The organism is Helicobacter brantae, assembly GCF_003364205.1.
Classification (GTDB): domain Bacteria; phylum Campylobacterota; class Campylobacteria; order Campylobacterales; family Helicobacteraceae; genus Helicobacter_G; species Helicobacter_G brantae.
Map to the genome: position 1 here is coordinate 1 of NZ_NXLV01000003.1, position 21,723 is coordinate 21,723.

The window sequence follows — 21,723 nt, forward strand, 5'->3', positions numbered from 1 at the left end:
TACTTCTCGCCTTGCTCGTTGTGAAGTTTTTGAGGAGTGAGATAAGGCAGAAGTGCCTACCCTGCAAACTTCAAGAGCAAGATATAGCGAGGCTCTCCCAAAAAGAATAATAAGTGTTAAGCAAAAAGAAAGGGCAATCACTTTCTTTTTGGGTTAAGGGGAGTGAGGAGGGGATAAACCTTTTTCTTTGGGGAAAATAAACTGCTAAAAACCTTTTTAAATCCCCTCCTAGCAAAAACAACTTTTTTGAATCCCCACCCTATCAACCACACCCTTCAATCTCCCCATTACCTCAACTCGATTCTCCATAAACTCCCTATGAGCATTCTCCCCACAATGATTACTCACACAAAACACTCCCAAAGCAGGGAGAGAGAATCTCCTTGCCACAGAGAGAATGGAAAAAAACTCCATATTCTCTAGCAAGATTCCTCTCTCTCTCATTCTTTGAGCGTGAGAGGGATCAGTAGTGATATAGTTGCTAGAATTCACAATAGCTTGAGGCAAACCTAGAGAGAGAATCTTTTGGATTGTTTCATATGAAACATTACTTTGGATTTCTTGAGGGATAGGGGTGTAGCTTTGAGATAGCAAAGAAGAAGATTCTATTTGGGTGGCTTGATAGCTAGTGAAAATCTCCAAAGGTTTTATATCTTTATCATAGCTCCCTGCACTTCCTATAAATATCAATCCCTCCACTTTTTGCGATAGGCAAATCTCACTTAGAGTGATTGCACTCTCCACCAAACCCACGCCAATACTTTTGGCAAACTCAAAGTCTTCACCATTCCCAGCACATACAAACATTTTTTCTCCAATCATTTCCAAAAACAAGATAGAATCCAAACCAAAAGGAAACTTAGAGTGCATTATAAAGCAAAAAAGAAATACGGACAAAACTTCTTGAAAGATAGTTATTTCTTGCGACAGATTGTCCAAGCGATTCCCAACACTTCCTCACAAGTGATTGAGATTGGGATTGGCTTGGGTGATTTGACCGATGAGCTATTAAAAATCCACAATTTAATAGCTTATGAGGTAGATGAAGACTTATGTTCTTTGCTTAGTAAAAAACATTCTAGTTTGCTAGAAACGCAAAAGCTTAGACTGATCCTATGTGATGTTTTGGAGTTGAAAGATTCCACAGGTTGGCTACACCCAGAGCCATACTTTTTGGTATCCAATCTCCCCTATTACATTGCTACACTGATTGTGCTTAAGCTTCTTAGAGATGAGAAGTGTGAGGGATTTGTCGTAATGACCCAAAAGGAAGTAGCAGAGAAATTCTGTGCTTGTGTGGGAGATAAAGAGTTTTGTGCTCTTAGCGTTATAGCTCAAAGTGTGGGAGAAATTGAGCTTCTTTTTGAAGTTCCTGCAAGTGCTTTTGAACCTGCTCCAAAAGTGACTTCAGCAGTGTTTCGAGTGATAAAAAAACCTAACCACCCTAGAATAGAAGAGATAGAAAAACTTGAGGTTTTGCTTAAGGTGGCATTCTCTGCTCCTCGTAAAAAATTAGCTAAAAACCTCTCAAATCTCTATCCTAAGCAAGAAATTGAGGAGATTTTCTCATATCTAGGATTAGATGAAAATCTTAGACCTCACGAAGTCAGCACTACACTCTATCACCAAATTTTAGAATATGAGGAAAAAAATGGAAAACAACGAACAAAAGAATATGCCCCACCACAATAGGGAGCAAGGCAGAGAGAGTAGAGAGCGAAAAGCAAACAATGCCCCTAGAGAAAGTCGGGAGCGAAAGGACAATGAGGGCAAAGAGCAAAGACGCCCCCAAAATCGCCGATGGGTTGGCAAAAATAATCACGCTCACAATAAACCCAAAGAAGAGAATGAGAATCACGAGGGTGTGAGAGAGATAAAAAGTGTCAATGAAAAAGGCAATCTCAATCTCCACAGAGAACTCAAACGCAATGTAGATAACAACACAAGGATTCAAAAAGGAAGCCTTAATCCTCACTACAAGCTCAACCTCAACACAAAAGCCAAAGTGAGAATCACCCCTTTAGGAGGACTAGGAGAGATTGGGGGGAATATGACGGTGATTGAGACTGAGAAATCAGCTATCATTATTGATGTAGGGATGAGCTTCCCTGATGAGAGTATGCCAGGGGTAGATATCTTAGTGCCTGACTTTAGTTACCTGCAAACAATCAAAGATAAAATCGAGGCTGTCATCATCACCCACGCACACGAAGATCATATCGGAGCAGTGCCTTATCTCTATAAAGTAATGCAATTCCCACTTTATGGCACACCTTTGCCTCTAGGAATGATTAGTGCAAAGTTTGATGAGCACGGACTCAAAAAATATCGCTCACTCTTTAGAAGTGTAGAGAAGCGAAAACCTATCAAAATCGGTGAGTTTGAAATCGAGTGGATTCATATCACTCACTCTGTCATTGACGCCTCAGCCCTTGCTATCCGCACTGAAGCAGGGATAATCCTCCACACAGGAGATTTCAAAATCGATCATACCCCTGTTGATGGACTCCCCACAGATTTGCACAGATTAGCTCACTATGGAGAAGAGGGGGTAATGGTATTACTTAGTGATAGCACCAACTCTCATAAAAGTGGCGTAACTCCTAGTGAATCCGTGGTAGGACCAACATTTGACGCACTTTTCAAACAAGCTGAGGGTAGGGTGATAATGAGCACCTTTAGCTCCAATATCCACCGAGTCTATCAAGCCATCAACTATGCAATCAAATACAATAGAAAAGTCGCCGTAATCGGACGCTCTATGGAGAAAAACCTAGAGATTGCAAGAGAGCTAGGCTATATCTCTCTCCCTCAAGGAATCTTCATCGAAGCTCATGAAGTGGAGAAGTATCCTGATGAGGAAGTGCTTATCGTTACCACAGGCTCACAAGGGGAGACAATGAGTGCCTTATATCGAATGGCAACAGATGAACATCGCCATATCAAAATGAAGCCAAGCGATTTGGTTATCATCTCTGCCAAAGCAATCCCAGGGAATGAAGCTTCAGTTTCAGCAGTGATTAACTTCTTGCAAAAGAGTGGAGCGAGGGTAGTATATCAAGACTTTAGCGAGATTCACGTGAGCGGACACGCTGCCCAAGAAGAACAAAAGCTAATGCTTCGCCTCATCAAGCCAAAATTCTTCCTCCCCGTGCATGGAGAATACAACCACATCACCAAGCACAAAGAAACAGCCATTAAGTGTGGTGTGCCTGAGAAAAATATCTATCTTATGGAAGATGGCGATCAAATTGAAGTCAATCCAAACTATATCCGCAAAGTGCGTTCAGTCAAGACAGGCAAGGTATTCATCGATAATCAAGCCGATAGACAGATTGATTACAATACAATCCTAGATAGACAAAACCTAGCAAGTGATGGGATTCTTACTTTGAGTGCAAAAATCAATAAGAAAAATATGGATTTTGATGGAGAAGTGAGAATCTCTAGCTTTGGACTTACAAACCCAAGAGATGAAAAAGCTCTAAGTAAAGAAATCATCGATGCTCTAACGCTAATGCTCAAAGCATTCAAAAAAGATTTCAATGCCAAAAATATCGAAGGAGAGGCAAGAAATATCCTCAAAAAGCTACTTTTCAAGAGATACAAAAAGTATCCTCTCCTCTCACTCTCTTTCTTTGTGGATTAAGCGATGCTAGAGTGTGCTAAAAAAGTCTTGAGAGATGAAGCAGAAGCACTGCTTCAAGCAAGTGAGAGGATTGATGAGAGGGAATTAGAGGCAATCATTAGCTCTATCCTCTCTCTCAAAGGAAAGTTCATCGTAATGGGCGTGGGCAAAAGTGGGCATATTGGAGCAAAGATTGCAGCCACTTTGGCAAGCACGGGGACTCCAAGCTTTTTTATCCACCCTACTGAAGCATTGCACGGGGATTTGGGAATGATAGAGAAGCAAGATATGGTTTTGGCTATTAGCTTTAGTGGAGAGAGTGATGAGCTAAAAATGGTGCTTCCTCACATCAAACGCATTGGAGCAAAAATCATCACAATGACAAAAAACCCCAAAAGCTCAGTCTCACTTTTGGGGGATTATTTCTTAAGCCTTGAGATTGAGAGAGAAGCCTGCCCCCTCAACACTGCTCCCACCACCTCTACTACACTCACTCTAGCTCTTGGAGATATGCTTGCAGTGTGCTTGATGAAAGCTAGGGGATTCACTCATCAAGATTTTGCTTCATTCCACCCTGGAGGGGCATTGGGGAAAAGGCTTTTTGTCAAGATTAAGGATTTGATGCAAAAGGACAATCTCCCCTTCATTGACACAAAGCTCTCCCTCAAAGACGCAGTAGTAGTGATGAGTGAAGCAAGGCTAGGCAGTGCGATTGTGCTAGAGGAGGGAAGAGTTGTGGGAGTATTGAGTGATGGAGATTTGAGAAGGGCGATGATGAGAAGTGATTTTGACTTTGAACGCCCTGCCATTGAGTATGCGACACTCAATCCCAAAACTTGCAGTGATGAAAATCTCCTAGCCTATAATGCCCTCAAACTAATGGAAGAGAGCAAGATTCAGCTCCTTCTTATCACCGATAGCCAAAAAAGGGTTTTGGGTGTGTTGCACCTCCACACACTCATTGAGGCAGGAATCCAATGACAATCGACCCTCTACTTGCAAGAATCGATCAAATCTATGCAGAAGTAGAAGTGGCAAAAGAAGAACTTCAAATCGCCCTCAACCTTGCCTCTCTCTCAATGCAAGACTACATCCTCATCAAACGAGGCTCAAAAGATATGCCTGAGGGGCTGAGTGCGTGGGCATTTGAGGAGATCAACACTTCAGCCCAAAAACTCAAAACCGCACTTGAAGCACTCAATAAGCTTAGAAAAGAGTTTTTTGTGGTGTGATAAAAGAATTGAAAAAATGGGCAATAAGAAAGGAAGGGAATGATTTCATATAATCCAAATTTTTTGGAAATAAAGCCAATTTTTAGCAAAAAAGAATTAGAGATTTTAGACACTTTGCAGAGAAAAATGCCACTCAATTACTTTTTGCAATCCAAAACACTCACCTCAAAACTTGGCTTTGATTTTATCTACTCCTCTGCTCAAATTGAGGGAAACACATATACAAAAGCTGAAACACTCTCCTTGCTTGAAATGGGAATCACAGCAGGGGGCAAAAAATACTCCGATGCTCTAATGGTTTTAAATCTTCGCTGTGCGTTTGAAAAGATTATATGTGATGAAGTAAAAATCAATCGCTCAAATCTCCACGATATCCACTCTATTGTCGCCAAAGGACTTGTGCAAGAGAGGAATCTTGGGGTGATGAGAAAAACTAGCATTGATGGAATCAGTGGGTGCAATTATGTGCCATTGCAAAGTGGGGATAGACTTTATAGCGAAATGGGACATTTGCTTGAATGTCATCAAACAATCAAAAACCCTTTTGAAAAGGCGATGTATTTACACAACAATCTTGCCTATCTCCAATACTTTGAAGATTGTAATAAACGCACAGCCCGAATAATGCAGTTTATCTCACTCAAAAACGATGGAATAATGCCTTTAGTTCTCACTCAAGACCATAGAGAGCTTTATACACAATACAGAGAGGCTTTGGTGCATTATTATGAAAAGGGGGATTATGAGCTATCAAAAGAGTTTTTTATCCAAAATTATGAAAAAATGGTGGATTTTTTTCAATACTCCGATAGACAATAAGCTCAAGACTTAGAAAGCAAATTTTCAATCAAAATATCATTTTTTTCCACTTTTTAAGCTGTTTTTAAGTGGGGGGGGGGGCATAATCTATTTTTATTTTACAAAATAAGGATAGAAGATGAAAAAGATACTGCTTACAAGTCTAGGACTTGCTACCTCACTTTTGGCAATCACTCAAGAGCAACAAATCAGGCTTGATTCTCTTTTTGACCAAAAAGAGCATAATATCTCTCAATCCAATGAATTTGGTGCAGGAGAGAAGCAAACACTCATTCAGGCTCTCAAAGAAGAGAAAGCTAGGGTTGAGAAAATGAGTGATGAAGAGGTTGAGAAGTTTTTTGAAGAGGAAGAAGAAACAAAGAAAGATAAGCCATTGGTATTGAAAAAGGGGGAAGAGTGGATTGGTGGAGTTTTTGGTGCTTCAGGAATTAGGGTAAGTGCTTTTTTTGGAGGGAATAGTGGTGGAGCTTATATGGGATATGCAACCATAGGACCACGATACAATATTACAGGGGAAGGTTTTACAATGGGAATCCAAGAGGGTTTTTCACTTTCAGCACCCATTGGACTTGGTTTTATAAAAACAACCAATGGTGGATATTTTGCACTCCCTATTGCATTAGAAGCAAATTATATTTTTAGTGGAAAGTTTGGAATCAGTGGAGGATTGCGTTATACATTCTCTCCACAAGATATAGGGAATCTCCACATTATGGATTTTTACGCAGGATTTGATTTGTTTTATGGAATCTATCTTGAAGCAGGATATGTGTTTTATAGCTCACAAGATGTAAAAATAGGAAATAAAACAATTTCTACTGACCCTCTAAGTGGGGCAATTACATTTAATGTGGGGTGGAGATTTTAATCTCTCAAACTTTTGAGAGATTGGCCCTCCTTCTCTCATAAAGATACACGCAAATTGGGACGATAAAAAGGGTTAGAATCATTGAGCTAATAATCCCCCCAAGCATTGGGGCAGATACTCGTTTCATCACCTCACTTCCAATCCCATTATTAACCATAATTGGCACAAGAGAAAAAACCAAAGAGAGCGTTGTCATAAGTTTGGGACGCACTCTTTTACTTGCCCCCTCAATGATCCTTTCTCTAAGCGTGAGATTTGAAGGTTTTTTGAGTGCTTCATCAAGATAGATAATCATCACGATTGCTGTTTCTGTGGCGACCCCCAAAAGTGCCAAAAATCCCACAACAACAGCGATACTCAGATTATATCCAAGCCAATCAATCGCCAACAATCCCCCCAAAATCGAAAAAGGCAGAGTAAGAAAAACAATAAGAGAGTAGGCAAAATTTTTGAGTGCTAAAAGAATCAAAATAAAAACAAGCAAGAGAGTAAGAGGGATAATCACTTGCATTCTTTGCAAGGATTTTTCAAGATATTCACTCTCTCCTGAAAACTCATAGTAATACCCACTTGGCATTTTTATATCCTTAAGCAAAGCGAGTGCTTGATTTTTGTAAGTATCAGAGGTTACGCTATCTTTAGGGGTGATATAGATAAAATTCACTTTGAGTCCTCCCTCATTTTTGAACTCCAAAGAAGATTCTTCAAAAGAAATATCTGCCAAAACAAAGAGGGGAACAAAGCCAAAATCACTCTTGATATAAAGATTTTTGATCGCTTCCAAATCATTGCGTTGGCTCTGCTCAAACCTCACGCTCAACCCATATCGCTCCACTCCATTGATGATTGTAGAGATTTTTGCTCCCCCCACTCCTTGAGAAATAAGGTTTAAAACACTCTCTTTGCTTACCTTGTATTGGGCAAGTTTCTCATCTTTGAGAGTAATATTTAGAAAATACCCACGATTGCTCCTCTCAGCAAAAACCGAAAGTGTCCCCTCATACTCCCTAAGTTTCTCCTCAATCTTAGAAGAAAGAGCCTGCAAGGTATCATAATCACTCCCAAAGACTTTGATTCCCAAAGGGGTGCGAATGCCTGTAAGAAGCATATCAATTCTTCCCTTGATAGGATAAGTCCAAGAATTTGTCAATCCCTTGATTTGCAATGTTTTTTCAAACTCATCTCTAAGCTTTTTTGTATCCATTCCCTCTCTCCACATTGCTCTAGGTTTGAGTGTGATAAAGGTTTCAATCATTGCAAGAGGTGCAGGATCGGTAGGAGTATTGGCACTCCCCACTTTTCCAAAAACACTCTTAACTTCAGGAAAAGATTTGAGCAAAGCATTGCTTTTACTTAAAAACTCTTTTGAGGTTTGGGCATTGATTGCATAATTTGTAACAGGCATATACATTATCACCCCCTCATCAAGGGGAGGCATAAACTCCCATTTTTGTTGAGTATAGAGATACCCCATATACACAACCCCACCAAGACATACAATCAAAAAGAGATATTTGACTTTGAAGATAAATTTAAGCAATGGGAGATAAAGCCAAACAAAAAAGCGATTGATTGGGTTTTTCTCCTCATCTATCAATTTGCCTTTGAGAAAATAAATCATCAAGATAGGAATAAGCGTGATTGAGAGAATCGCACCCAAAATCATTGCAAAGGTTTTGGTATAGGCTAGGGGAGAAAATAGCTTAGATTCTTGTCCATTCAAGCCAAAAATAGGCAAGAAAGAAATCACAATAATCATCAATGCAAAAAATACAGCCCCTCCAACCTGCTTAGATCCCTCACTGATAGCTTTGAGCCTTTGATTGGGTGTGGGAGAGGGAGGGAGGAGCAGGAGGTGTTTGTGAGCATTTTCTACCATTACAATTGAGGCATCTACCATTGCCCCTATGGCAATCGCAATCCCCCCTAAGCTCATAATATTGGAACTGATAGAAAACACTTTCATTAGCAAAAAACTCAATGCCACGCACAAAGGGAGAGTTATCACGATAATCAATGCACTTCTAAAGTGGAGCAAAAACACAACCACGACAAAAAGCACGATCAAACACTCCTCAATCAAAGTATTTACCAAATTATCAATCGCCTCTTGAATAAATGTAGAGCGATCATAAACAGGGGTAATTTTTATCTCTGGATTCTCTTTGGCAATCTGCTCTAGCCTTTTTTTGATTGCTTTAATGACTTTGAAAGTGTCTGCTCCATATCTCACTACAACCACTCCCCCCACTACCTCACCCTCTCCATTTAGCTCTGCAATCCCTCTTCTTGGAGTGGGAGTGAGATTGATTTGAGCGATATTGGAGAGTTTGAGGGGAATGCCATTGATTGTCTTAATCACAATGTTTTCAATGTCTTTTTCATTTTTTAGATACCCACTCACACTCAAAATCTTTTCAAAACCATCTTGGAAAATCACTCCTCCCCCACTATCATTATTGGATTGCCTGATTTTTTGGATAATCTCATCAAACCCTATGTCATACTCAACCATTTTGTGATGATTAAGAGTGATTTCATAGTTTTTCTCAAATCCTCCCACACTTGCTACTTCGCTCACCCCCTCAACACTTAAAAGATTGTATTTGAGATAAAAATCCTGCAAGGCTTTAAGCTCTTGGAGTGTTTGAGTTTTTGAACTTAGTGCATACATAAACGCCCACCCTATCCCTGAAGAATCCGAGCCTAGAGTGATTTTGGCTTCTTTGGGGAGAGTGGGAAGAATTGAAGTGATTTTCTCCAAAATCCTAGAGTTTGCCCAATAAATATCTGTCCCATCTTGAAAAATCACATAAACTAGCCCCTTGCCATATCCACTCATACCTCGCACGACTTCGACTTTGGGGACACTCATTAGCGATGAAGTTAGAACAAAACTCACTTGCTCATCAATCACTTTGGGAGATTGCCCTTCATAATCGATTTGCAATATCACTTGGGTGGGGCTTAAATCAGGCAGTGCGTCAATAGGGGTTTCTCTAATCGCCCAAATTGAGCCTAAAATCAAAAAAAATATACTCCCCAAAACAAAAAATTTAAACCGAATAGAAAGCTCAATAATTTTCCCTATCATTCATAATCCCCATTAGCCTGTGCATCAGAATCAAGGATAAATAGAGCATTTTGTGCGATTTCATCTCCACTCTCTAATCCCAAAACCACCTCATAATCCCCACTTGAGAGCCTAACCCCCTCAATCTCTTGGGGAGTAAAATTCCCCTCTTCATCTTTTTTGAAAACATACAATTTCCCATTTCTCAAAAGCACACTTTCTTTGGGAGCAAAAATCACTTTTTTGGGTTGAGAAAACAAAGTGATGATTCCAAAAAGATTGGGAAAAAGGGTTTGAGTGGGGTTTTCAACCAAAAATCTGACTTCTACAAACTTGCTTGAGGGGGTGATTGTGGGAATGATTTGTAAGAATTTAGCTTGAAATTTTTCATTGATTCCCAAAACTTTGAGGTTTGAGGTTTGAAGGGAAGAAAGAAAAGAGAGTTCTTCTTGAGGGATTTGAGCTACAAACCACACAGAGCTTAAGTCAAAGATTTTATAAATCATCTCACCCTTTTTAAGATATTGCCCTTTTGAGATATTTTTTTCAAACACCACGCCTTGAGTTTGAGAGAAAAAGGGAAGGGATTTTATAGGGGTTTTGGTTTTTTTGATTGTTTCTATCACACCCTCACTCACTCCCAAAAGCAATAGCTTCTCTTTGGTTGCTCCTATATTGCTTTTGTATTTGAGAGCGTTAATGTATTCATTTTGGGCTTGAAGCAATTCAGGAGAGTAGATTGAGAAAAGTTTCTCTCCTTTTTGAATCTTCTGATAAGTTTGTGAGATTTCAAGACTTTCTACAAACCCATCAACCCTAAGAGAAAAAACCGATGATAAATCCTCATTGGGAGCTAATTTCCCATAATACTTCCTCTCTTGAGAAATGCTCTTTTTCTCTATCTTGATACTTTTGGCATAAGAATTTGCAAACAAACTCTCCACTAAAAGAATCAATACAAAAATCTTTCTCATCTTCACTCTCCTATACTTTCAAGTTCTGCTAAAACAAGCAATATCTTCTCACTTGTATCAATCCTCAATAATTCTGCCTCTAGCAAATCATTCAAGGCTTGATGATATGCCCTCATTGCATTTTTTGAGCTTGAGATATTGTTTTGATATAGCCCTAGCAATTTTTTTGCATTAGGCAAAAGAGATTGTTCAATAAGGGAAAGCTCTTTTCTTTTTTTATCCAAAGCATTTTGAAGTCGTTTGATTTTAGCTTTGATTGTATTTTCTATCTCTAAGGTTTTATTTTTGATAATTTGAGATTGTTTTTGAGCACTTTGAAATACAAAATACTCTTTGCCATAAATAGGCAAAGAAAAAGAAAGTGAGAAGGAGAGAAAATCTTGATTATTTTCGCGATGAAAATACCCCACACTTAAAGTCGGATCGCTCAAAAACCCACGCTTAGCCAAGCTGATGTTTTCACTCTCTATTTGCTCTTTGTATCTTTGTATCAAAAGCTCATAGCTACTTTTATAATAATCCTTGCTCCATTGCCTTTGAAAAGTATCTGCAAAGTCAATTTTTTGCCCATCTTGGAAAGTAATCTCATTAAAATCAATGATTTGATCATTTTGATTTTGAGAGATTTGATTAGCTCTAAGCTTGATTTTGCTCTCCAAAATCTCCATTTTATAAAACTCATCAAGAGGAAAATCGCTTGAGCTTGTATTGATTTGATGTTTGAATAGCGAAATGTTTTGTAATGTGCTTTTGAGAATCTGCATCCTCTGTTTATCTTGATAGATTTTAACCATCTTGATTTTGATGTCTTTGACAATATTTTTCTTTAGGGCTTTGAGTTCTAAGATTTTGATTTGCTTTTGTAACTCCACCTTTTGACTCTCAATAAACTTTTTTCCAAATAAATCAAATTTTTGAGCCAAAGTAATTGAAATGCTTTGCATTCCATCTTTCCTATAAGTTGGATTGAGTGGATAAAATGCGTTATATCCCAAAGCAACCATAGGATTTTCCCATTTTGAGGCAACCTTGCTGTCATCTTCTAGCTTTTGGATTTGGATTTGCAAAGCTTTGATTTTGCTATTGTTATTCATCGCCTGTAAAATCGCAATATCAAAGCTTTGTGCCTCCAAAAAAAGGCACAAAGAAAAAGAAGAAAACAAAAAGAGCAACCTCATTGCTCTACCCTAAAAATCTACACTACTTTTATAAGTGTATTTTTTGCCATTAAGTTCGATGAGAAATTTGAGTTGCCAAGTTCCTCCGTGAGGGAAATGCACCACAGCCTCATATCCCTCTGCCACTTCTTTGGCTTTGGCTTCAAAATCCATTTTTGGCATAGAGGGCATTGGGGGCATAATAGCTTTGAGTGTGATTTTTGCACCCTTTATCAAAACCCCATCTTTCTTGAGTGAGATTAAAAACTCATTGCCTCCACTGCTTAGAGGTTTTTTGGTTGAATACTCAATCTCCATACCTCCCACTTTCCCACCTTGTGCAAAAGCAAACCCAAAAAGAGCGATTAGCACAAATAAAATTTTCTTCATTTTTACTCCTTGTATTGAAATGCAAGGGGTATTTTAGGAATCTTGTGTGGAAGAAGTGTGGAATCAGAAAACAATCTCAAAAGTATTGAGATTGTTTTGGATTGAGATAGAAAAATCCCAATCATAATTTTGAGTCACTTTATTGATGATGTCTAGCCCTATGCCATAACCTTGAATGTGATGATTTCCCCTTTTATAGCGTTGTTTGAGAGAAGAAAATAATTCTTTGGGGATTGGCTTTCCACTATTTTGGATTTTGATGCTTTTTTCTGTGAGAGTGAGGCAAATCACCCCTCCAATAAGGTTATATTTGATTGCATTACTCAAAAGATTATCTACCATTTGATTGAGAGCTTCTTTGTCTGCAAAAATGATAAGTTTCTCTATGGTTTGAAGTTGCAAAGTAATTTGCTTCTCTCTGAAATGCTCCTCAAACATTTCAAGACGATTCTTAAGCAATGCACTCAAATCGATATTCTCTTTGCTCTCTCGAATCTCTCCCAAAAACAAAAAAGTAAGATTGCTATACAAGAAATGAATCCGCTTACAAGCTTTGAGGATTCTTGAGATTTTGACTTCACTCACTCCTGTTTTGAGAGAATTAGTACTCATCATCAAAGCCGATATTGGAGTATTGAGCTCGTGGGTAATGTCTTTGATAAAGTGATCCAAATACACAACCCCATCACGCATTGGTTTGAGAAACATCTTCCCCAAAATGAAGCCAAAAATCATCAAAAACACCAAACAAACCAAAGCCACAATCACAATCCAAAAAATCAAATCATCAATTTTTTGTGAAAAATCTGTCTTTATCAAAATCCATTCTACCCCCAAATGTCCATAGGCTCCTTGATTGAGGAGATAGGCGATATTGTCTTTGACTACAAACCCCTCTTGAATATATTCCCAATGAAGATTGCCATAAATGGGCTTTTTGTCAATATCAAATAGAGTGAATTGCGAGTTTTTATCCCCAAATTCTTCCAAAAAATCACTTTTTAGCTCTTTGTGTCCTGCACTCATTTGCTGAGAGATAATCATAGAGGCGATTTGAGAGCTTTTTAGAAGCATTTGATTATGAATATTCTCATCAATCTGCTTTCTTTGGATAGCAAAAACCAAGAAAGCAATCACCCCCAAAAGAAAAACAGAGCTAAAAATATAAAATCCCAAAAAGCGAAAAAGTGAGTGCTTTTCATATTGTATTAAAACGATAGCCTACTCCTTTGATATTGCTAATCCTCTCAAACCCCAAATACCGCCTAAGATTTTTGATATAGCTTCTTAGGGTGCTTTCACTTGGAGCATAGTCATATGCCCAAATATTATTCATAATCTCTTGAATGCTTAAGATTTGATTGGGGTGAGAAAGGAAAAATAGGAGTATAGCACTCTCCTTTTGAGTCAAAGCAATCTTGAGCTGTTTTTCTCTATCATATAAAACACATTGATTGCACTCAAAACTCAAAGATTGAGAAATCTCAATGCTATGACTTAAGTGATGATGTTTTTTGATATTCTCTATCCTTGCCTCTAATTCATCAAGATCAAAAGGCTTTTTGATATAGTCATCTCCCCCAATCTCAAAGCCATATTTCAAATCTTTTGAGCTATTGAGTGCAGTGATGAAAATCGCTGGGGTTTTATCACTCAATGCCCTCAAACTCTTAAGAAGTTCAAATCCATTCAGAGAGGGAACTTGAACATCTAAAAGAAGCAAATCAAACTTCTGATGAAGTAATATTTCTTCTGCTTCTAAGCCATCTCGACAAGCTTTGAGCTTATAGCCTTTTTCAAGTAAAAATTCTTCAATGATTTCAAAAAGCAATTCATCATCTTCAAGCAAAAAGATTCTCATCTCGCCCCTTTTAAAGATTTAATGAATGTATTTTTATATAAGTATGGTTACAACTCATTAATTCTCAAATCAAAATCCAAAGGTTTTGAAAAAAATTGGGCAAATTTATTCTTTGGATTTTCAAAAAGATTATCCAAACCCTCCTATGCTTTGTAACTTTCATCGCGAGGAGTTTTCAATACTCCTCTACCCCCTCAAAGGCTCTAAGCCAATGAGCCAAAGTTGTCCCACTCTCCACAATATAAGTGCGAAGTCCTAGCTCACTTCTCCACCAATTACCCTCATCATAGAAAGGGTTTGGCACACCGATGATATAAAGCTTTGTAGATAACCCCTCTTTCTTAAATACATTAGAGAAAGTCGCATAAGTGCGTGAGGTGTGGAAGCTATCAGTGAGAAGCAAGACTTCTTTCACTCCCCTCTTTTTGGCAAAAGTAGCAAAATCTTTGGCTTCCTCTAGTGTGCTTGTCGCTCCATTTCTAGGATTTTCTATCACTTCATAGGGGATTTTGAGATGATTTAGCACTAAAGAAACTTTCTCAAACTCACTTTGCAAAATGCCATTGTAGGTTTGCACATAGCTTCTAGGTTTGGTGATATAAATCTTTTTGACTATCCCACTCTTATAGAGTGCAATCGCCCCATTAAGTCTGATGATAGGATTACCTCCTAAAATCAATACCCCCTCATAACTCTCTTTTTGATCAGAAGAGAGGAGAAAGTCATTATCTTTGAGAGTGAGGGAAATTGGCTCTTTTAATACTTCTTTTTCAAAGCTCTTGGCATACGCACTCAGCAATCTTTCCCTACACAAATACCCCACACAAATGAGGACCAAGACACACAAAAAAGCAATAAACTTTTTCATACAGAGATTTTTGCCCCTACGATACAATCACTCAAAATTTCAGGCTTTTTGATAGAGAGAGTGAAGTGAGTGAGGGAGGGGAATTGAGCTTGGATTTTTTCTCTTAAATCCTCTAATGCCTCTTCTAGCAATCCATAGCTATTGCCCTCAATCTCACTCTTTAAAAACTCCACGATTTCTACATAGTTGAGATACTCTCCCTTGTATTCATAGCTAAACTCCCCATCAATGATAATCTCTTGGGGGATTTCTCTCTCTTGAGGCAAGATACCGATGATTGCCTTAAGAGAGAGGTTTTGGAGTAATAAAGTCATCAAAAAATCTTTTTTTCCTCTTTTTTGATGAGGCGAATGATATTGGGGATATGAGTGTAGAGGATCAACGCTCCGATAAGCAATACAGGGGCGTGGGAGTGGATTTGAAGATTGATATTGAGGCTTTGAGGAAGTGGGAGAATTGAGGGAATGATAAAAGTGAGAATGATTGCACTTAGCACACCAATAAGTGAAGAGAGAGAAGAGATTTTAAACACTTTTCCCACCACAAACCACACTACAAGTCCCAAACTCCCCTCTAAGGGCATTAGCAAAAATACTGAGCCGATAGATGTGGCAACCCCCTTGCCTCCTGAGAAGTTGAGAAATGGGCTATAACAATGCCCAATCACTGAAAGCAGGGCAATCATCCATTGCGTATCATAGCTTAGCCCAAAAATCTTTGCCAAAGCTACGACAATCATTCCTTTGGTCGCATCAAGAAGGATTGTAAGGATTGAGTAAAATTTGGCTTTGCTTACATCGACTTCTTTTATCGCTCGATAGACATTTGTCGCTCCGATACTCCCTGAACCAATCTCACGCAAATTGATTCCATACACGCTTTTGCAGATAAGCAGTCCAAAGGGAATCCCACCCATAACATAAGCCAAAATATAAAAAATCACATTGATATTGCTTAAAATTTCAAACATAAATCCTCCTTATTTGAAAATCTTTTTTAGATTTTTGTATTCATTGTATTTGCTTTGCTCAATAAGATTGTTTCTTTTTTCTTTGAGAAAAGTATCTTTTTTGAAAAAGGTTTCCCTCTCAAAAAGAGCTTGATTGATTTCTTTTTGGGGTTGAGATTTTTTCTCTTCATAAGGATAAAAAGCCTCTGCCAAACCCCCACACATACAAATCAATAAAGCCAATATAACTCTCATCAATCTTTCTTACTCAATGCCCACGCTAAAGACACAACCCAAAAGATAAAAGTCCAACCCAAAAAAAGATTTAGCACCAAGATTCCAAAGCGACTGCTATGTTTTCTTACAAAGCCAATCACACAAGGCACAAAATACAAAAGTGCAAAAACCCACGCCAAAGCAGGGCTTGAAACACTATAAAAAAATTCCACTTAGATATCCAAATGCTTCACATTTTTGGCGTTTTCTTGGATATAAGCCCTTCTTGGCTCAACCTCATCACCCATAAAGAGTGTGAATATCTCATCAGCACTCTCAATATCCTCTAGTTTCACTCTCAAAAGTGTGCGATTTTGTGGAGTCATTGTAGTTTCCCACAATTGCTCAGGATTCATCTCTCCAAGACCCTTATATCGCTGGATATACGCTCCTTTTTTCGCACTCTCCTCAATGCTCTCTAGCACTTCTAGCAAGTCTTTATTTTGCAAAAATGCTAAATCTCTCTCTTGGATTTTGCTATAGATATAGTAAGCCTCTTCAAAGTATTTGTCTGTAAATAAATCTTCATTCAATACAAGTTCTACAAGTCCTGCTTTGGTTTGCACATAGAATAAGATTTCATTCTCACTTACGATTTTATTGAGGATATTGCACTCTATGCTTCCTAAATACTCCTCAATCTTCTCACTCAAAGCTGAAAACTCTAGCCCCACATAATCACGATTTTCAATCAAAAATCTAATCACTTCAATCATTGAATAGCGTTTTTCAAGCTCTTTTAACACACTGCGATAAGCTGAGATGAATTTGAGGATTTCAAGCAATTCTTTATTGCCAATTCCCTCAAAGCTGAAGTTTTCGATTCCATTCTCGATAAGATATTCACTCAAAGCTCTCTCATCTTTGAGATAAATCTCTTTTTTGCCCTTTTTAAATCGATAAAGAGGAGGTTGAGCGATATAGATATGTCCATTTTCAATCAAAGGGCGTAAATAGCGATAGAAAAATGTCATCAAAAGCGTTTGAATATGGCTACCATCAACATCGGCATCTGTCATAATGATGATTTTGTGATAGCGTAATCGCTCTAGGCTAAATTCCTCACCTATCCCACACCCAAAGGCTGTAATCATATTTTTGATTTCTTCACTTTTGAGAATCTTATCAAGGCGAGATTTCTCAACATTGAGGATTTTTCCTCTCAAAGGCAAAATCGCTTGATAAGCTCTATCTCTTCCCTGCTTTGCACTTCCCCCTGCACTATCTCCCTCGACTAGATAGATTTCTGATTCACTTGGATCTTTACTTTGACAATCAGCAAGTTTCCCTGGGAGTGTGCCTACTGAGAGAGTTTCTTTTTTGCGTGTAAGCTCTCTAGCTTTTTTAGCTGCTTCTCTTCCTCGTGCTGCCAAAAGAGCCTTTTGCATAATGGCTTTGGCTTGGATAGGGTTTTCTTCAAAAAACTTAGTAAGCTTCTCATAAGTGAGCTTTTGGATAATGGGTTTTACAAATGAACTTCCAAGCTTTCCTTTGGTTTGCCCCTCAAATTGAGGTTCCATTACCTTTGTAGAGATGATTGCCACTAATCCCTCACGCACATCATCGCCTGTTACCTTTGAGTCTTTCTCTCTTGCATTGGCATTGGCGTCAATATAGCTAATAATCGCTCGGCTTAGTCCTGCTCTAAATCCTGCCTCATGTGTCCCACCATCAGGAGTTCGGATATTATTCACAAAGCTAAGAACTTTTTCATCATAGCCCTCATTGTAGGCTAGAGCAATCTCAGCTTCAAGCTCTTCATCACTTACTTCAAAGCTAATGATTTCAGAGAGAAGTGGCTTTTTGTTGATATCTTCTACAAATTGTTTGAGTCCCCCCTCAAAATGATATTTTTCTCTCTTGCCAGTCTTTTCATCGGTGAAAGAGATTGTGATATTGTGATTGAGGTAAGCCATTTCTTTGAAGCGTTTGATAAGAATCTCACTATCAAACTCTAGCACTTCCATTACTTCTCCATCAGGGAAGAATTCAATAGTTGTGCCATGCTCCTTTGTCTTTCCGATGATTTCAAGAGCAGTGGTGGGAATCCCTTTTTCAAACTCTTGGCGATAGATATTTCCATCACGCTTGATTGTCATAATGAGTTTGCGTGAGAGAGCATTAACCACACTCACCCCTACTCCGTGTAATCCTCCTGAAACCTTATAAGTATCTTTATCAAACTTTCCTCCTGCGTGAAGCACAGTGAGAACGACTGTGGCAGCAGGGAGATTCTCTGTGGGGTGCATATCCACAGGAATTCCTCTTCCATTATCCTCAATGATTGCACTTCCCTCACTTGTGAGAGTGATAGAGATTGCATTACAATGTCCTGCCATTGCTTCATCAATAGAGTTATCCACCACTTCATAAACCATATGGTGCAAACCATTGATATTGGTATCCCCAATATACATTCCAGGGCGTTTTCTTACAGCTTCTAGTCCTTTGAGGACTTTGATATTTCCTGCTCCATAGTCTTTGACTTCGCTCATTTTTACTCCGTTTATAGATTGATTGGCATTACAATTGTTGAGAAGTTTTTATCTTTGATCATAAAAGGCAAATTTGGCTCACTGATACAAAACTCAAAATTCTCTCCATCCATTTGTCCTAGAAAATCCAAAATACTTTTTGAATTTGCTGCAATCATTACAGGATTTTCTACTTGGATTTGTGCTTCACATTGGGTATTTGCTTCTGAATTTTCATTGCTCATACTCTCAAAGTTAATCACACCATTATCAAAAGTCATTTTCACATCTTGAGAGATAGAATTGATGATTCTTAGAGATTCTACAAATTTGCTTTTGGAGAGTGTGAAAGTGTGATTAATGTTTTTAGGGATAATTCTCTCATAATCAGGGAATCTTCCATTTGTAAGCTTTGTGAAAAATGCATAATTGCCTGTTTCAAAAATCAATTGACTTTCATTGAAATAGATTGAAAGCTCATCAATGAAAAGCTTTGTAATTTCTCCCAAAGCTCTTTTGGGGATAATGATTGAGAGAGTTGAGATTGATTGAGTTTCAAGTCTGACTAAAGCTAGTCTTCTTGTATCTGTGGCTACAAAATTGATCTCATATTCTTTCATATCTAAATGTGCCCCATTAAGCTCAATTTTGGGGTTATTCACTCCTACTGCTGGGGAGATTTTTTTGATTGCTTCAATGAAGTTAGAAGAAGGAATATTGATTTTGCTCTCTTGATTGTATTGAGGGAAAGAGGGAAACTCATCAGCATTAAACATTGGAAGTTTGAATTTTGCTTTTTCTTGCTTGATAATGAGATTATCATCATTTGTTTCAAAAGTAATTTCTTTTCCGTCTTTGAGTTGTTTGATAATATCTAAAATCTTTTTTCCATTGACTGTTCCTGTCCCTTCTTGCTCTACTTTTGAAATCTCAATTTTTGATTGAATCCCCATTTCAAAGTCAGTAGCTCTTAGCAAAAGATGATTGCCTTGAACTTGAAAGAAAATGTGAGAAGTAATCTGAGATTGATCTCTTTTATCCAAGAAAGATTGAAAATTTGCAAGAATATTTTCCAATGGATATTTAGATAAAGTGATTTTCATAAGTTTCTCCTAGTTTTGAAATAAAGTTTAGAGGGAGAAGTAGCACCTAGTGAAATGTGGAATAAGTGCTTTTTTCTACCTTAACTTCAATGTTTTGAATGTGAAAAGAATGAGAATTTTATTCACATTTATTCACATTATTGTATCAAAATCAAAAGGGTTTATCCTCTTGTTCCTCTTCAATTTTGTTTCTAATGTCTTCAATCACTGCTTTTAGAGTGAAACTCTCTTCCATTTCTTGCTCCATTTTTTTGTAAGCTTTTGAGATTGCACTATGATCTTTCATATTAAGCTCTTTTGCTAAAACAGGCATTGAGTTGGGTGTGAGAAGCCTTGCTAGATAGATGACATAACGCCTTGCATTGGCTACATTTTTTGTCCTGCTTTTGCTTTTGATTTCTGAGGGTTTGATATTGAGCACTCTTGCAACTTGATTGATAATCTTATCAAGTGTAATATTTTCGTGATTTTCTTTGATATTGTCTTTGATTGCGTTTTTTGCCATTTTGAGGTTGATTTGCTGTCCCATAATCGAGGCTTGAGCGTTGAGTTTGATTAAAACCCCTTCAATTTGTCTAACATTGCTGATATTTGAGGCGATGAAGTTTATGGTTTCCTCATCGATGATGATTGAGTTGATTGAGCATTTTTGCTTCACAATTGCAATCTTTGTCTCAATCTCAGGGGGGATAATATCAGCACTGATCCCCCACTCAAATCGGCTTCTTAGCCTATCTTCTAATCCTTCAATCTTTCTGGGGTGCTTATCGCTTGTCATTACGATTTGTTTTTGGTTGTTGTGAAGTTCATTGAAAGTGTGAAAAAACTCATCTTGAGTCCTATCTTTCCCTCCAAAGAATTGAATATCATCGATAAGCAGATAATCGCATTTTCTATATTTTTCTCTGAATCGATCCATTGTCTTCATATTGAGATGATTTGTATAATCATTAAGAAACTGCTCTGCTGTAACATAGATGATATTTTTACCCTCTTGGCTTGCTTGATTGCCTATGGCGTTGAGTAGGTGGGTTTTGCCTAGTCCTGTGCCTCCATAGATAAGCACAGGATTGTATTTACTTGCTTGGTGTTGGGCTACTGCTTGAGCGATTGAGAAAGCAAATTTATTGCTCTCCCCTATCACAAATGATTCAAAGGTGTAAGAGGGATTGAGGAAAGTTTTTGTTACAGAGATTTTTTGGATTTTTTCATTTTGTTGAGTTTTCACATCTTTTTGTTGAGTTTTCACACAAATCTTGATTTCAGGCTCAATATGTGTCCTTGCTTCAAAGAGATGAGCGATTTTAGAGGCATATTTTGTCTGCACCCAAGATACAAGGAAAAGGTTTGGTACATAAAAGACTGCTAAATCCGATTTTGAGGCTTCTGCGTCATATTTCATTTGAGAAATATAGGTTTCATATTCATATTGAGTTACCTCATTTTTGAGCTGTTCTAGTATCTCATCACCTAGCATTTTTTCTCCATATTTTAGTTTTTCACATTGTGAAAAAAAGTGTGAATAAATCTTTTATACTTCCAATTAAAAAGTGAAATTATAAGGTAGTTTTGAATGAATATTATGGGAATTGACCCAGGGAGTAGAAATTGTGGTTACTCTATTATCAACTTTGAAAACAACAAAATGAAACTTCTTGAAGCAGGGCTTATCAAAATCAAAGAAAGAGAGCTTCAAGCTCAGATATTGGAGTTTGTAGAGGGGATTGATTTGGTGCTAAAGGGACACAGTATCCAAGAAGTTGCCATTGAGAATATCTTTTTTGCCTACAATCCTCAAAGTGTGATTAAACTCGCTCAATTTCGTGGGGCATTGAGTCTTAAAATCCTCCAAGAGATAGGGTATTTTTATGAATACACTCCCTTGCAAGTCAAAAAAGCTCTCACAGGAAAAGCAAAGGCTGATAAAATTCAAGTTGCGTTTATGGTAAAAAAGCTTTTAGGGATCAATAAAGAAATTAAACCCTTAGATATCACAGATGCTATCGCTGTGGCAATCACTCATATTCAAAGAATTAAAATAAGGAGTTAAT

22 protein-coding genes are annotated in these 21,723 nt (G+C 37.9%); 7 read left to right on the top strand and 15 right to left on the bottom strand.

The window, feature by feature from the left end:
• Positions 1-228: 228 nt before the first annotated feature.
• A complete protein-coding gene (locus tag CQA58_RS02195; RefSeq protein ID WP_115569237.1) occupies positions 229-807 on the bottom strand; it encodes a 5'-methylthioadenosine/S-adenosylhomocysteine nucleosidase family protein in 579 nt (192 codons plus the stop codon).
• Between the two features lie 57 nt (positions 808-864).
• Between CQA58_RS02195 and rsmA the strand changes: the two genes are divergently transcribed.
• From rsmA to CQA58_RS02225, 6 genes are all read left to right on the top strand, one after another.
• The gene (rsmA, locus tag CQA58_RS02200; protein ID WP_115569090.1) at positions 865-1,692 is read left to right on the top strand and encodes a 16S rRNA (adenine(1518)-N(6)/adenine(1519)-N(6))-dimethyltransferase RsmA; all 828 of its coding nucleotides are present in this window, start codon (positions 865-867) and stop codon (positions 1,690-1,692) included.
• Positions 1,652-3,649, top strand: a complete 1,998-nt coding sequence (locus CQA58_RS02205; RefSeq protein WP_245942745.1) for a ribonuclease J — start codon at positions 1,652-1,654, stop codon at positions 3,647-3,649. Before rsmA ends, CQA58_RS02205 begins: the two co-directional genes overlap by 41 nt.
• Before the next feature lie 3 nt (positions 3,650-3,652).
• On the top strand, positions 3,653-4,609 hold the full coding sequence (locus tag CQA58_RS02210; protein WP_115569092.1) for a KpsF/GutQ family sugar-phosphate isomerase: 957 nt from the start codon (positions 3,653-3,655) through the stop codon (positions 4,607-4,609).
• On the top strand, positions 4,606-4,860 hold the full coding sequence (locus CQA58_RS02215) for a DUF2443 family protein (protein WP_115569093.1): 255 nt from the start codon (positions 4,606-4,608) through the stop codon (positions 4,858-4,860). The genes CQA58_RS02210 and CQA58_RS02215 overlap by 4 nt, the downstream gene beginning before the upstream one ends.
• Before the next feature lie 39 nt (positions 4,861-4,899).
• Positions 4,900-5,679: a Fic family protein gene (locus CQA58_RS02220; protein ID WP_115569094.1), complete on the top strand. Its 780-nt coding sequence runs from the start codon at positions 4,900-4,902 to the stop codon at positions 5,677-5,679.
• Between the two features lie 118 nt (positions 5,680-5,797).
• Entirely contained in the window at positions 5,798-6,547 is a 750-nt protein-coding gene (locus tag CQA58_RS02225; RefSeq protein WP_115569095.1) for a hypothetical protein, read from the top strand.
• 4 nt (positions 6,548-6,551) lie between these two features.
• Here CQA58_RS02225 and CQA58_RS02230 read toward each other — a convergent pair whose 3' ends face one another.
• The 14 genes from CQA58_RS02230 to dnaA all read right to left on the bottom strand — a co-directional run bounded on the left by CQA58_RS02230 (position 6,552) and on the right by dnaA (position 21,149).
• A complete protein-coding gene (locus tag CQA58_RS02230; protein ID WP_115569096.1) occupies positions 6,552-9,641 on the bottom strand; it encodes an efflux RND transporter permease subunit in 3,090 nt (1,029 codons plus the stop codon).
• Complete coding sequence (locus CQA58_RS02235; RefSeq protein WP_115569097.1) at positions 9,638-10,594, bottom strand: efflux RND transporter periplasmic adaptor subunit; 957 nt, start codon at positions 10,592-10,594, stop codon at positions 9,638-9,640. Before CQA58_RS02235 ends, CQA58_RS02230 begins: the two co-directional genes overlap by 4 nt.
• A 2-nt stretch (positions 10,595-10,596) precedes the next feature.
• Positions 10,597-11,772 (bottom strand): TolC family protein, encoded by a 1,176-nt coding sequence (locus tag CQA58_RS02240; RefSeq protein ID WP_115569098.1) that lies wholly within the window; start codon positions 11,770-11,772, stop codon positions 10,597-10,599.
• 9 nt (positions 11,773-11,781) lie between these two features.
• Entirely contained in the window at positions 11,782-12,141 is a 360-nt protein-coding gene (locus CQA58_RS02245; protein WP_115569099.1) for a FixH family protein, read from the bottom strand.
• A 63-nt stretch (positions 12,142-12,204) separates the two neighbouring features.
• Positions 12,205-13,278, bottom strand: coding sequence for a sensor histidine kinase (locus CQA58_RS02250; protein ID WP_147288592.1), 1,074 nt, complete (start codon positions 13,276-13,278; stop codon positions 12,205-12,207).
• 61 nt (positions 13,279-13,339) lie between these two features.
• Entirely contained in the window at positions 13,340-14,002 is a 663-nt protein-coding gene (locus CQA58_RS02255; RefSeq protein ID WP_115569101.1) for a response regulator transcription factor, read from the bottom strand.
• A gap of 175 nt (positions 14,003-14,177) precedes the next feature.
• A complete protein-coding gene (locus CQA58_RS02260) occupies positions 14,178-14,870 on the bottom strand; it encodes a YdcF family protein (RefSeq protein WP_115569102.1) in 693 nt (230 codons plus the stop codon).
• A complete protein-coding gene (locus tag CQA58_RS02265) occupies positions 14,867-15,184 on the bottom strand; it encodes a dihydroneopterin aldolase (RefSeq protein ID WP_115569103.1) in 318 nt (105 codons plus the stop codon). The genes CQA58_RS02260 and CQA58_RS02265 overlap by 4 nt, the downstream gene beginning before the upstream one ends.
• The gene (plsY, locus tag CQA58_RS02270) at positions 15,184-15,840 is read right to left on the bottom strand and encodes a glycerol-3-phosphate 1-O-acyltransferase PlsY (protein ID WP_115569104.1); all 657 of its coding nucleotides are present in this window, start codon (positions 15,838-15,840) and stop codon (positions 15,184-15,186) included. The genes CQA58_RS02265 and plsY overlap by 1 nt, the downstream gene beginning before the upstream one ends.
• 9 nt (positions 15,841-15,849) lie before the next feature.
• Positions 15,850-16,074 (bottom strand): hypothetical protein, encoded by a 225-nt coding sequence (locus tag CQA58_RS02275; RefSeq protein ID WP_115569105.1) that lies wholly within the window; start codon positions 16,072-16,074, stop codon positions 15,850-15,852.
• Positions 16,074-16,268, bottom strand: coding sequence for a superinfection immunity protein (locus CQA58_RS02280; RefSeq protein ID WP_211305700.1), 195 nt, complete (start codon positions 16,266-16,268; stop codon positions 16,074-16,076). The genes CQA58_RS02275 and CQA58_RS02280 overlap by 1 nt, the downstream gene beginning before the upstream one ends.
• Positions 16,269-18,590 carry a DNA topoisomerase (ATP-hydrolyzing) subunit B gene (gene gyrB / locus CQA58_RS02285; protein ID WP_115569106.1) on the bottom strand — a complete coding sequence of 774 codons (2,322 nt, stop codon included), beginning with the start codon at positions 18,588-18,590 and terminating at the stop codon, positions 16,269-16,271.
• Between the two features lie 11 nt (positions 18,591-18,601).
• Complete coding sequence (dnaN, locus tag CQA58_RS02290) at positions 18,602-19,672, bottom strand: DNA polymerase III subunit beta (protein ID WP_115569107.1); 1,071 nt, start codon at positions 19,670-19,672, stop codon at positions 18,602-18,604.
• Positions 19,673-19,823: 151 nt separating this feature from the next.
• The gene (dnaA, locus tag CQA58_RS02295; RefSeq protein WP_115569108.1) at positions 19,824-21,149 is read right to left on the bottom strand and encodes a chromosomal replication initiator protein DnaA; all 1,326 of its coding nucleotides are present in this window, start codon (positions 21,147-21,149) and stop codon (positions 19,824-19,826) included.
• Between the two features lie 96 nt (positions 21,150-21,245).
• On the opposite strand from dnaA, the gene ruvC reads away from it, so the two are divergent.
• Positions 21,246-21,722 (top strand): crossover junction endodeoxyribonuclease RuvC, encoded by a 477-nt coding sequence (ruvC, locus tag CQA58_RS02300; protein WP_115569109.1) that lies wholly within the window; start codon positions 21,246-21,248, stop codon positions 21,720-21,722.
• Position 21,723: the final 1 nt, after the last annotated feature.